This window comes from Mucilaginibacter sp. A3364, from assembly GCF_059690715.1.
Window position 1 is genome coordinate 467,471 of sequence record NZ_JCAWED010000002.1, and the last position, 14,203, is coordinate 481,673.

General features: G+C 47.1%; 7 protein-coding genes. 6 read left to right on the plus strand and 1 reads right to left on the minus strand.

Annotation, left to right across the window (positions count from 1 at the left end; translation table 11 throughout):
• Positions 1-96 precede the first annotated feature (96 nt).
• The 6 genes from AC59JT_RS14655 to AC59JT_RS14680 all read left to right on the plus strand — a co-directional run bounded on the left by AC59JT_RS14655 (position 97) and on the right by AC59JT_RS14680 (position 11,490).
• A complete protein-coding gene (locus AC59JT_RS14655) occupies positions 97-3,423 on the plus strand; it encodes a SusC/RagA family TonB-linked outer membrane protein (protein WP_497400195.1) in 3,327 nt (1,108 codons plus the stop codon).
• Between the two features lie 29 nt (positions 3,424-3,452).
• Positions 3,453-4,916 carry a RagB/SusD family nutrient uptake outer membrane protein gene (locus tag AC59JT_RS14660; RefSeq protein ID WP_497400197.1) on the plus strand — a complete coding sequence of 488 codons (1,464 nt, stop codon included), beginning with the start codon at positions 3,453-3,455 and terminating at the stop codon, positions 4,914-4,916.
• A gap of 96 nt (positions 4,917-5,012) precedes the next feature.
• Positions 5,013-6,587, plus strand: coding sequence for an FAD-dependent oxidoreductase (locus tag AC59JT_RS14665; protein WP_497400199.1), 1,575 nt, complete (start codon positions 5,013-5,015; stop codon positions 6,585-6,587).
• Between the two features lie 4 nt (positions 6,588-6,591).
• Entirely contained in the window at positions 6,592-8,265 is a 1,674-nt protein-coding gene (locus AC59JT_RS14670; protein WP_497400201.1) for an FAD-dependent oxidoreductase, read from the plus strand.
• 14 nt (positions 8,266-8,279) lie between these two features.
• A complete protein-coding gene (locus tag AC59JT_RS14675; RefSeq protein ID WP_497400204.1) occupies positions 8,280-9,530 on the plus strand; it encodes an MFS transporter in 1,251 nt (416 codons plus the stop codon).
• Positions 9,531-9,621: 91 nt separating this feature from the next.
• Positions 9,622-11,490, plus strand: a complete 1,869-nt coding sequence (locus AC59JT_RS14680; RefSeq protein WP_497400206.1) for a glycoside hydrolase family 127 protein — start codon at positions 9,622-9,624, stop codon at positions 11,488-11,490.
• A 283-nt stretch (positions 11,491-11,773) separates the two neighbouring features.
• Here AC59JT_RS14680 and AC59JT_RS14685 read toward each other — a convergent pair whose 3' ends face one another.
• Complete coding sequence (locus AC59JT_RS14685) at positions 11,774-14,203, minus strand: glycoside hydrolase family 31 protein (RefSeq protein ID WP_497400208.1); 2,430 nt, start codon at positions 14,201-14,203, stop codon at positions 11,774-11,776.

The following is a 14,203-nucleotide window of genomic DNA, read 5'->3' on the forward strand; positions in this document are numbered from 1 at the left end:
ATTTTTTTACTATTAAAACAGACTAACCAAATGTATAAAAATTTTATAACAAACATTTGCAGGCCCTCGGCGTGCAAAAAAAAGTGCGTTTTAATAATGAAGATCACCTTCCTGTTATTCTTTGCTACTTTAATGCAGGTAAGCGCGGCTTCATTCGCACAAAAAATTACGTATACCCAAAAGGATGCTACCTTAAAGCAGGTATTCACCGAGATAAATAAACAAACGGGGTATAACGTTTTCTGGTCGCCCAAGCTGATAAAAAAAGCCGGCAAAATAACCGTAAGCTTTAACCAAACCCCGCTTGATGAAGCGCTGTTTTTTTGTTTGGATGGTTTCTCGCTAACCTACGCGCTTGATCAGAAAACCATCATCATTAAAGAAAAAGAAAAAACCTTTACCGAGCGTATAAAAGCCGCAATTGATATTACCGGTAAAGTGATCGATCAAACAGGCAAAGGCCTGCCCGGTGTAACCGTAAAAGTTAAAGGCGCAACCCTCGCCACTGCCACTAATGCAGATGGCACTTATACCATTAAAGACGCCGACAACAACGCGGTGCTGGTATTCAGCTTTATAGGTTTTGCTACACAGGAAGTGGTCATCAATGGCCGCACCAATATTGATGTAACCCTGCTGGAAGAAACATCAAAACTAAACGAAGTTGTGGTAGTTGGTTACGGCACCCAAAAACGTAAGGACCTTACCGGCTCGGTATCATCCATCAGCGCTAAGGATATAAAGATGCAACCCATCAACTCGTTTAACCAGGCCTTACAGGGTAAGGTTGCGGGTGTGCAAATTACCCAGGCCTCAAACGCTCCGGGCGGTGGTATTACCATCAGGGTAAGGGGCGCAGGTTCTATATCGGGTAGTAATGATCCCTTATATGTGGTTGACGGTTATCCGCTGGCGGTGCCCGACGCGCCTTCAGGTCCCTCAAATGGTGGTGCGCCTTATGCCAACCCTTTATCAACCATCAACCCAAATGATATTGAATCGATAGAGGTTTTAAAAGACGCCTCGGCAACAGCTATTTACGGTTCGCGCGGTGCCAATGGCGTAGTTATAGTAACCACCCGCCGCGGCAAAGCAGGCCAAACCCAGGTTGACCTGGAAACCTACACCGGTATTCAACGTGTTACCAAAATGTTGGAACTGGGCGATGCTATGGATCATTTAAACCTGAAGAACGAGCAACTGGCTAACCTTGGTTTTGCATTGCGCTATGGCATTCCGGGTAGCCTTTACCCAAAACCTATCGCATCCTACGGCACGGGCACCAATTGGCAGCATGAAATTTTTACAGACGCGGTAATGCAAAACCACCAGGTATCTATAACCGGCGGAACCGAAAAAGCCCGCTACCTGGTAAGCGCCAACTATTTTGACCAGGATGGTATTGTGATAGAAAACAAATTTAAACGCTACGCCACCCGCTTTAACCTGGATGCCGCTATTTCTGACCGTTTAAAATTTGGCAGCAATTTTACCATATCGCGCACGGTGAATAATGGTGTTAACGAAACGGGGGCTTCTTACAGCCCTGTTGGCGCAGCTGTAACTATATCGCCGGCCAGCCCTGTTTATGATGCTAATGGCAACTTTCAATTGATAAACTTTGGCCCGGGTAGTGGTTTTTCAACCGTGGCCAACCCGGTAGCCATGCAAAAAACATCAACCAATGCTTTAATTAGCGACAGGGTGCTGGGCAACATATTTGGGCAGGTTAACATACTACCCGGCCTTTCGGCGCGTGTAAGTGTTGGTGCCGACGTATTGAACTCCCGTCGCTCGGTATTTTATACCCCGCAAACATTGGTCGGAAGTGATCGTAATGGTTATGGCAGCAGCGGCTCAACAAACAACATCAACTTATTAAATGAGAATACAATTACCTATAACAAACAAATTAACGTTGACCACGCTTTTGAGTTTTTAGCCGGTGCAACCTTTCAAACCAATACCGAAGACAGGGCCTACCTGGAAACAGAAAACTTCCCTAACTATACCCTGGGTGCCAACAACCTTGGCGCAGGCGAAAAGTTGATAGCTTCAAGAACGGCATTGAACAAATGGGCGCTTAACTCGTACCTGGCACGCGTAAACTATCGTTTTAAAGACCGCTATTTATTTACTGTTACCGCTCGCGAAGACGGGTCATCACGCTTTGGTGCCAATAACAAGTATGGCTTTTTCCCTTCGGGTGCATTTGCATGGCGGGTGAGCGAGGAAAGCTTCCTGAAAAACAATAAAACTTTAAGCGACCTTAAACTTCGCGCCAGCTATGGTATTACCGGTAACGATGGTATTGGTTTATACAATTCACTATCGCGCTACATAGTAGGCCGTACCGTGTTTAACGATGTGGAAGTATTAACCAACCAGGTTGAACGTATTGAAAACCCCGATTTGAAATGGGAGAAAACGGCACAGCTTGATCTGGGTGTTGATGTAGGCTTTTTTAACAGCCGCTTAAATATCACCGCCGACTACTACATTAAAAAAACCACCGACTTGTTGCTGAGCGTTGAACTACCGGCCACCACCGGCTCAACCAGCGTTTTACGTAACGTGGGCAGTGTAGAGAACCGTGGTTTTGAGTTGGCAGTTAACACGGTAAATATCCAGGCAAAAGGCAATGGCTTGAACTGGACAACATCGGCCAATATATCGTTTAACCGTAATAAAGTATTGGCATTAGCCAATGGCGTAAACCGCTTCTTCGTGTCAAACGGGGTTGTGCAGGTAGGCGAATCAGTAGGCTCGTATTATGGTAACGTGTTTGGCGGCATTTGGCAAAGCCAGGCAGAGATAACAGCTGCCGGCCCGTTGGCTGCCGCAGGCGTACTGCCGGGTGCTTACCGCTTTGCGGATGTTGACGGTAATGGTATTTATAACGAAGCCAATGATCGTAAGATATTAGGCAATGGTTTGCCACGTTTCATTTTCGGTTTTACCAATACCATGACCTTTAAAGGGTTTGACCTTTCGGTGTTTTTACAAGGTGTGCAGGGTAACAAAGTATATAACATTCCGCGCACGTTGTTGGATGGATCTGACCCTAGCACCAACATGCTGAAAGCAGCTATAAATGATCACTTCACCGCAAATAACCCAAGCAACAAAAGGGCTTCTATCCGCCAGTGGCGCACCCCAACTACGTTTGATTATTATTTGGAGGATGGATCATTTATGCGTGTAAAAAATGTAACGCTGGGTTACCAGTTACCGGTTAAAAGTGGATTGGTTAAAAAGGCCCGTGTTTATGTAAGCGCGCAAAACCTGCTCACCATTACCAACTACCAGGGTTTTGACCCGGAGGTTAATGCCGCCTTTAACAATGCAACGGTATATGGCTTGGATAATTTTAACTATCCGCCGGCACGTACCTTCATTTTGGGCGCAACAGTTTCATTTTAGTAAGTAATTCATTTATAATAATATATACGATGAAAAGATTTAAAAATATAAGCAATAAATGGAAAGCGGTATGCTGCTGCATAGTGGCTTTAATGTTATCGGCAGGTTGCAACAAGCAGCTAAAAGAAGTGCCGTATTCATTTTTGGGAGAGGATAATTCCTACCAATCGGGCGCCGACGCGGTTACAGCTATTAACGCGGTTTATGATCGTTTAAGATCAATATATGGCATGCCGATGCTGATTTTGGCTGATATGAACGGCGAGGAAATGATGCTGCGCCCCGACGGTGGCGCCAACGTTTTGGAGATTGACAAAAACACTTACACCGCAGCCAATGGCAACTTTGATGGTTATTATACCAATTGCTACCTCATTATAGATCGTGCTAACCGCGTGCTTAAAAATGTACCACGCATTACCATGAACGAAACCCAGAAAGCCCAGATATTAGGCGAAGCCAAATTTTTGCGCGCCTTAATTTACTTCGACCTGGTGCAGGCATTTGGCGATGTGCCCCTGGTAATTGCCCCTACCAGCGACGTTGTTAACGTGGCTCTGCCACGCGACCCGGCCGCCGCCGTGTATGCCCAAATTGTAAAGGACCTTAAGGAAGCTGACGCTGCTAACCTGCCGGCAAAATACACAGTATCGGGCGAGATCGGTCGTGCAACTTCGGGAGCCGTAAAATCAATCCTGGCCAAAGTTTATTTAACGCAAAAAGATTGGACGAACGCTGCCGCGAAAGCCAAAGAGGTGATCGATGCTAACAACTACAGCCTGTTCCCTGATTATAAAGACATTTTTATACCAACTAATAAAAATGGTCGCGAGCATATTTTCTCGGTACAATACAGCTGCGTTAAAACGGCTTATGGCAGTAACATGGGCTTAAACTTTGCCATCTTCTTTTCATGGCCCATACAGCAAAGCGGCGGTAGTTGCCAGGTGGAGGACCTTTTTGCGGCATCATATTTAACCGATGATTATCGCAAAAAAGTAACCATTATTACCTCAAAAGTAAACCCGGCTACCGGCGTTAAGGTTGATTCGCGCACAGGCCCGCATTTGGATAAATACTGGGACCCATCGCCTTGTGGCCTTGAAACTGCGCGCAACAATTTTATGGTTATTCGCTACGCAGATGTGTTATTGATGTATGCCGAAGCGTTGAACGAATTAAGCGGCCCTACCACCCAGGCTTATGCTGCCATAAACCAGGTACGCGCCCGCGCCCGCAACGGCGTAGCCGCTGCCAACCCGCAGGACCTGGCCGGCTTAACGCAGGAGCAGTTTAGAGACGCCGTGTTAAAAGAACGCAGCTGGGAGCTTTGCTTTGAGGGCCATCGCCGTTGGGATTTGTTGCGTACCGGAAAATACACATCAGTACTAACAGCTGCCGGTATAGCAGTTCAGCCCAAAAACCTGCTGTACCCAATACCACAAAACGAAAGAGACGTTAATAGTGCCCTAACCCAAAACCCGGGTTATTAAGTTGAATAGCTCCCCTGCTGTTATGGCAGGGGGCTTTTAAAAGCTTTACAATATTGTTCATTATTGAAGCTGCTAGGGCTTCAGGCAATTCTCTTTATGAAAAAAATATTCTTTTTAATGGGCTTGCTCGCCATGCTATCGGGTGCGTTAAAGGCGCAAAAAAAATACCAGGTGGTGGTTTACGGTGGCACACCCGGCGGTATAACCGCGGCTGTTGCTGCTGCCCGGCAAGGGGCAAGCGTGCTGCTTATTGAACAAACCAAACACGTGGGCGGCCTTAACACCAGCGGCATCGGCACCGCTGAAACCGAGCATATGATAGAGCAAACTATATCGGGGCTGCCGCTTGAATTTTATACTGCGCTAGGCAAAAGCTACGGCTCGGATAAGCCTGCCTTCTATTTCGAATCGCACGTAGCCGAGCGTGTATTTAACAAAATGCTGGCGGATGCACACGTAAAAGTGATTTTTGATACCTATGTAAAGACGGTAAACAAAACCAACGGCGCCATAAAAACCATCAGCCTTACCAACGGTCAAAGCATTGCCGGCGATGTGTTTATTGATGCCACTTACGAAGGCGACCTGATGGCGCGTTCGGGCGTATCCTACACTTTCGGGCGCGAAAGTATTACGCAGTACAATGAACCGTTAGCGGGCATCCGTTTGCTGGATAAACCTATCGATGCTTCGCCTTATAATGATAATGGCCTACTGTTGCCGGGCTTTGTGGAGGCTTCTGCTTTGGAGAATGGCAAAGCCAGCAAGCGCGTTATCAATTATAACTTCAGGTTGATGTTATCTACGTTGGATAATAAAACACCTTTCCCGGCACCAAAAAATTATGATCCTAACCGTTTCCTGTTATTGAAACGCTTGCTGGCCAATCGTCCGCAAACTAAGCTGCAGGATATTATCGATCTCTATTCCTGGAACTATCCCAAAGGGAAATTCGAATCAAACAATAAGCAAAACTCATTGATATCATTGGGCCTGTTTGGTGGTAATGCCGAATATCCTGATGCTGATTATGCCAAACGTGCTATCATTTTTCAAGATCATAAAGACTGGACGCTGGGTTTATTTCATTTCCTGCTGAATGATCCATCGGTACCACCAACCCTAAAGGCCGAAACCGCAAAGTACGGTCTCTCGGCAGATGAGTTTACCGATAACGGCAACTTTCCGTACTACCTGTACGTGCGCGAAGCCCGCCGTATGATAGGCAGCTATGTGCACACGCAGAAAGATATTTTTGACGACCCCTATAAAAAAGATGCCATCGCCCTGGGCTCGCACTTTGTGGATTGCCACCATGTACAGCGCGTTGCTGTTTCCAAAACGCAATATGTAAATGAGGGGCGCATCTGGGTAAAAGTAGAGCAGCCTTACGAGATATCGTACCGAAGCATCATCCCCAAACAAACAGAATGTACCAACCTGCTGGTGCCGGTAGCGGCTTCAGCTTCGCATGTGGCATTTTGCTCTTTCCGGGTCGAAGTAACCTGGATGCAACTGGGGCAGGCTGCGGGTATAGCTGCTGCTATGGCGGCTAAAAGCAAGAAACCTGTGCAACAACAAAGCGTATCTGCCTTGCAACAGCAACTAAAAAAAGCGGGCGTTATCATCAGTCGCGATGCCCAACAATGGCATACCGACGATAAAATTTAAGTTTATGTGGAAGAAAATTTTAATCATAGCATTACTGCCAACATTGTTATCTGGCAGCAAAAGCAATGCGCAGGTAAAGCCTGCCCAAACCTATGATGTTATTGTTTACGGCGCTACGCCGGCAGGTGTTTGCGCGGCTATACAAGTGGCGCGGGTGGGCAAAAGTGTGTTACTTATTGAGCCAACAGCCAGCATAGGCGGCATTATGGTGAACGGTTTGGGCGGTACGGATATTGATAACCATAGCGATTTTCATAACAGCCCCGCGGTAAGCGGCATTGCCCTTGAGTTTTACCGCAAAGTAGCCAAACATTATGGCCGATTGGATGAGTTTGATACCAAGCTTAAAAATGGCATTAAAGAACCATCCATATGGCGCTTTGAACCGCATGTGGCCGATAGTATTATCACCCATTGGCTGAAGGAATATCGCATCCCCGTACAAACCAATACCGCTATTGCTGAAAGTGCAGGCGCGGTTAAAAAAACAGGAACTAACATCACCCAAATAAAAACCACCCAAGGCAAAGTTTATACGGCCCGTATTTTTATCGATGCATCGCTGGAAGGCGACCTGCTGGCTAAAGCTGGTGTAAGCTACACCTGGGGTCGCGAGAGTAATTCGCTTTACAACGAAACCAAGAACGGCATTATCCGCGAAACTACCAAAGCGCAGTTTTTGGTAAAGGTTGATCCCTACAAAATACCCGGTGAGCCTAACAGCGGCGTAATACCTACCATACAAGATGAACCTTTCGGCATACCCGGCGATGAGGATAGGTTGTTACAGGCGTATTGTTTCAGGATGTGCCTCACCAAAAACCCGCAAAACCGTATCCCGTTTAGCAAACCCGAAAACTACGACCGTGGCCAGTACGAGATCTACCTGCGCTACCTGAAAGCCGGCGGTAAATTGTATGTGCCCGATGTAAGCATCCCCAACGGTAAAACGGACCTGGGTGCCTGGCATGATCTGTCGCACAATTTATACGGCATGAACCGAGGCTATGCTAATGGCAATTACGAATTACGCAAACAGATATTTGATCAGCATAAAACATTTACGCAGGGTCTGTTTTACTTTTTGGCTAACGATGCCGAAGTGGGTAAACTAGCCCCTGCCTTGCAAGCCAGCTGGCAACAATGGGGGCTGAGTAAAGACGAATTTAAAGCCACCCAAGGCTGGCCCGCCCAGTTTTACGTGCGCGATGCAAGGAGAATGGTATCCGACTACGTAATTACCCAACACCATGTTAACCGCAACAATCCCATAGACGTGCCCGACCCGGTAACCATTGCCTACTGGCCCACAGATCTGCACTCGGTTAGGCGCATTGTTAAAGACGGTTATGCCTATAATGAGGGCTATGTTTTTGGCGGCAACGAATGGCGGCCCTTCGGCATATCATACCGCGCACTGGTGCCTAAAAAAGGCGAATGTACCAACCTGTTAACACCAACCTGCGTATCATCAAGCCATATCGCCTACGGTGCTATCCGCATTGAGTTTACTTATATGAATTTAGGGCAGGCTTGCGCGCTTGCGGCAGTACAGGCTATTGATAAGCGTGTTGCGGTACAGCAGGTAAACTACCTGCAATTGAAACAAAAATTATTGAACGCGACCATGAAACTTGATGCAACTAAAGTAGGCATGCCTGAAGGCCGCACTAAATAATACAACGTAAAACAATGATAAAAACCAACACATCTGCCGGGATAAACAATCAACCCATCAAGCTTTTTAGCGCCGCTGTGATCGTAGCATCGTTGGGTTATTTTGTTGATATATACGATCTGCTGCTTTTTAGTATAGTGCGGCTGCCCAGCTTAAAATCATTAGGCTTTATAGGCGACGAGCTGACCGATAACGGTATCTTCCTGCTCAATGTGCAAATGATAGGCTTGCTGGTTGGCGGTATATTCTGGGGCATAGCTGGCGATAAAAAAGGACGCTTGTCGGTATTATTCGGGTCGATATTTTTATATTCGGTGGCCAACATCGCCAACGGCTTTGTACAAAGTATTGAAGCTTATGCCGCCTGGCGTTTTATTGCAGGCTTTGGCCTGGCCGGCGAACTTGGTGCGGGCATTACCCTGGTAGCCGAATTAATGCCCAAACATAAACGCGGCTATGCCACTACCATCGTGGCCGCCGTAGGCGTAAGCGGCGCCGTCGTAGCTTTTATAGTGGCCCGCTATTTTGAATGGCGAACTTCGTTTTTTATTGGCGGAGGCTTAGGGCTTTCGCTATTGTTACTCCGTATCGGCGTTTCCGAATCGGGCGTGTTTGATAGCGCTAAGAACGCCCGGGCATCAAGGGGAAATTTCCTATCCTTATTCACAAACAGCGCGCAGTTCTTTAAATATCTGCGCTGCGTAATTATAGGCGTGCCTTTATGGTTTGTGGTGGGGATATTGATCACGCTATCGCCCGAATTTGGTTTCGCGCTAAACGTACAGGAGCCTGTTAATGCCGGGGCGGCGGTGGCCTGTTGTTATGCCGGTTTAGTTTTTGGCGATATTGCCAGCGGGCTGCTTAGCCAGTTTTTAAAAAGCCGCATCAAAGTGGTTTATGTATACCTCACCTTGGCCATGGTGGTTATAGCGGCTTACTTTACGCTGCATGGTATCAGCCTTACCACGTTTTATACCATTTGCTTTTTGCTGGGTTTTTCGGTGGGGTACTGGGTTATTTTCATGACTATAGCTACCGAGCAGTTTGGCACCAATATACGGGCTACGGTAACCACTACGGCACCAAACTTTGTGCGCGGGGCGGTTGTGCCCCTGTCTATGCTTTTTCAGTATTTAAAGGAGGTGTTTAACGGTTCTATTATTTACTCGGGCATCGCGGTTGGCTTATTGTGTATGGGCGCGGCGTTTTGGGCGCTGAGCAAAATGCAGGAAACTTTTTATAAAGACCTGGATTATATAGAATAGCCATAAATTTTTAAATTTATCTACACCCACAGGCGGCTGTTGCTGTCATGATTAAAAAGGGGAATAAGCCAATTACCCAAACCAATTTTAAATGAGAAACAAAACATACACCACATTGCTGATCCTGTTTATTGCTGCCGCGAACACTTTTGCGCAGGTGGTAGTAAAACCTGCGGTAACCGATAAACTTTCGCCGGCGCAGGCCGCGCAAATGAACGGCTATGTTGGCGCCAAACTGGAAGCATCGTACGAGCATCGCATCCTGGCTCAGGATGTGGACAGACTAATAGCGCCGTTTAAAGACCGCACGGAAACCAGCTGCTGGCAAACCGAGTTTTGGGGCAAATGGTTCACCTCGGCGGTGCTGGCCTATAAGTACAATCCTCAGCCAAAATTAAAAGCGGTGCTGGATAAAGCTGTGGCCGGATTACTGGCCACCCAAACGCCCGATGGCTACATTGGCAACTATACCGAAAAGGCGCAGTTTGAGCAGTGGGACATATGGGGCCGTAAATACTGTATGCTGGGCCTGCTGGCTTACTATGATCTTACAAAAGATCAAAAAGTGCTGTCCGCTACGCGTAAACTGGCTGATCATTTAATTAATGAACTGGCGGATAAAAAAGTATTAATAGTTAAAAAAGGAAACCACCGGGGCATGGCGGCTACATCGGTACTGGAGCCTGTTTGTTTGCTGTATACCCGCACGGGCGACAAGCGTTATCTCGCGTTCGCGGAAGAAATAGTGAATCAATGGGAATCGCCCGACGGGCCGCAGCTGATCAGTAAAGCAGGTGTTGATGTCGCCAAACGTTTTGCCAAGCCAAAAACATGGTTTGGCTGGGAACAGGGACAAAAGGCTTACGAAATGATGTCGTGCTATGAAGGTTTGTTGGAGCTGTACCGCATAACAGGCAAGGCCCCGTATCGCGAAGCGGTAGAAAAGACCTGGGAAAATATCCGTGATACCGAGATCAACATTGTAGGCTCGGGTTCGGCGGTGGAGTGTTGGTTCGGCGGCAAAAATATGCAGACACTGGGTATTGAACATTACCAGGAAACCTGCGTAACCGCCACCTGGATAAAATTAAGCCAGCAACTACTGCGACTTACCGGCGAAGCTAAATATGCCGATGTAATAGAGCAATCATACTATAATGCCCTACTGGGTGCTATGACACCTGATGGCAGCGACTGGGCCAAATACACCCCGCTGGCCGGCGAGCGTTTACAAGGAAACGAGCAATGCCACATGGGCCTTAATTGCTGTGTAGCTAGTGGCCCGCGAGGGTTGTTTACCTTGCCTTTAACAGCTGTTATGGGCGATAAGCAGGGCCTGCACGTTAACTTTTATGTGGACGGAAATTACAAGCTGCAAACACCGGCGGGACGTGCGGCCGAGTTGGTGCAGCAAACGGATTACCCGGCTTCGGGCAACATAAAACTTTCGCTAAAACTAGCGAAGGCTGAAAGCATGACCGTATTTGTGCGCATACCGGCATGGAGTAAGCAAAGTACACTAACCGTAAACGGCGAGCAAATTGCGTTAAAAGCCGGCGATTATGCCGCTGTAAACAGAACATGGAACACCGGCGACAATATTAAACTGACCATTGATATGCGCGGTCGAATTGAACACATAGGCACATCACCACAACACCTGGCCATTGTACGGGGCCCTATAGTTTTAGCTCGTGACGCACGTTTAGGCGGGCCTAATGTAGACGCGTCTATTGTGCCGGTGGCCGATAAAGACGGCTTTATTACGTTGGAACCTGCAGCCGCAAACGGCGACGAACTGTGGATGCGCTACAACGCACTATTTAAAATAGAATCATACAAAGAGGGCGGTAATAAGCCGGTGGCCATCGCGCTGTGCGATTACGCTTCGGCGGGTAATACGATTGATCAGCGGTCGTGGTTCAGGGTTTGGTTGCCGCAGTTGTTTGATCCGCGCTAGCAGTTAAAATAAAGAAATTTAAGGGGATGATATTTATCCGTGTATAAGTATCAGTGAGATCTTACGTGCTTGGTTCGTAAGTATGTATAATTGGTTGTAAGCAATGGTGGCGACTCCCCGTCGCCACCGCTTACTTAATGGCCGGATTACGTGTAAAAAGCAGGCATATTCAAGAAAATTTAATAAAAAAGCCCCGGTGAGAGAATCTCCCGGGGCTAACCAATTTATATCATACTTCTCGGACGAGTTGTAAAGGGAGGGACATGATTTATAGGTTCATCTGTTATTCAAAACTGATTGATTGTTTTTCGGAGCTGTTTCTAACAGTTAATTCATACACGTTACTGTTTAAATTGCCAACTGCTTTGCTTTGTAAGGGCGGCACAGGCGAACTAAAACCAACTGTATTTAAAGCTGCGTTATTAACTTTTAAACCCGGACCAAAGCCGTGTAACACCAATTTTAGATGATGAAATTTACTTGGTGCTCTGCCTGACAATTCGCCCATGCTGATAGTCTTTTGGCTTGGGTTAAATTCAAAAGTTCGTTTGTAAAACTCGTTTTTTTCGTAAGCGTAAGTTTTGCCGTCATCTTCATAATAAACAAATTTATTAGGCACGCTGCCATTGTAAATGTGCAGCGTCAGCGTATCTGTAGGCTGTTCGGCGGTTGACTGTACGAGGGATTGCATAGGGATGATGCTGCTTTCCTTTACATAAACCGGCAATTGGTCGATAGCCAGATCTTTAACCATTTCGGCATCGCCTGTCAGCTTTTTATCGGTGTAGAGATCATACCATGATCCTTTGGGCAGGTATATTTTACCAAATTCTTTATCGCTCTCAAACGGAGCAATCAGGAAGGAGTTGCCAAACAAAAACTGGTTTTGATAGGCCACATCGTAAACCTTGCTGTTAAAAGTATGATCAATAGCTAATGAGCGTACCACCGGCAAACCATTCTGTGTAGCCTCGTAAAAAGTAGAATACAGGTACGGCAGCAATTTATAACGCAGGTTAATGTAATTGCGACTTATTTCCAGTGCATCTTCACCAAAGGTCCAGGGCTCTGCTGATTTGGTGTTTAGCTGGGTATGGTTTCGGTAATAAGGCGTGAACGCGCCCAACTGCATCCAGCGGATGTATAATCCGGTACTGGGATTGCCGGTAAAACCGCCGACATCCATAGCCGTAAATGGCATACCGCTTATGCCTAAACTGGCCAATAATCTTACGCCCAGCAGCATATGGTTATCTTCTGCCCGGTTATCGCCTGTCCAGATAGCGCCGTAGCGTTGCAGACCGGCATAGCCTGAGCGGGTAAGTATAAAAGGCCGCTCTTTCATATGCTCACGGGCCCCTTCGTAGCTGGCGCGGGCCATTTGCATGCCGTAAGCGTTGTGCGCCTGAAGGTGGGTTGTTTTGGCACCATCGTAATCAAACAATACGTTTGATGGCATTTTTTGGCCCCAGGTGGCAATCTCGTTCATATCATTCCAGATACCGCTTATACCGGCATCGGCAAAAAATTTGGTTTGTTTGCGCCACCAGGTACGGCCCTTCTCGCTGGTAAAATCGGGGAAGTTGCACCAGCCCGGCCATACTTCGCCGGTGTAAGGTTTATTGTCTACGTACTTGATAAAAATATCTTCTTTAAGGCCGCTTTGGTAGGCCGCGGCATCTTGCTGTACTTTTATGCCCGGGTCAACAATAACCGTTAGTTTAAAGCCAAGTTTGTTCAATTGCGTTGATAGTCCTACCGGGTCGGGAAAACGCTTTTTGTCCCAGGTAAACAGCTGGTATTTATCCATGTAATGAATATCCAGTGTAATACCATCGCCCGGGATCTTTTTCTCGCGCAGTGTGTTGGCGATACGCAGCACTTCGGTATCCGGGTAGTAGCTGTAGCGGTTTTGCTGATAGCCTAAGCTCCACAATGGCGGCATCTTCATTTTGCCCGTAAGGGTGCTGTATGAGGTGATGATGTCAGCCAAACGGGTGTGATAGATAAAATAATAATTCATCTCGCCACCCTTAGCACCGAAGGATGAGAATCTGTCATTACTGGCACCGAAGTTAAAGTCACTTTGGTACGTGTTATCAAAAAACAGCCCGTAGTTAAGGTTGTGATGGATGCCTACATAAAATGGCACGGTAGCATACAGTGGATCCTGGTTTACCGAGTAGCCAAAGTTATCTTCGTTCCAATTGGTGTAGGCATTGCCTTTACGGTCTAAATTACCAACCTTTTCACCGAGGCCGATAAAGCGTTCATCGACATTCATGGTTTTGTAGGTGGTAACCTCGTCGCCTATCCACGAGGTGGTCAGGCCGGGTTCGTCCTGGTTTATTACTTTACCATCAGGCGTATAAAACGCTATCGCGAATGGCCGGGTAGTAACTTTCACCTTTACCGAGTCGGTGTTGATCCATATTTCGGTGGCCGATTGGGTGATCTTCACCTTCGTTTTCTGCGGCTGCTGGATAACGGCGTATGAAAAATCACGGCCCAGCTCTTTCTTATCCAGCCTTACCCGGATGACCGATGGAGTGTAGGCTGTGATACTTCCGAAAGCGCGCGTAGTTTTAAATGTTACGCCATTGGCATTTTCGCGCACACTTTGGATATTGCCGGGGCTTAGCACCGTACTTTGGGCAAATAGCCGCCCGTATTGCAGCAGCACCAGGGCCGCAATTAATTGGATAGTTCTCAT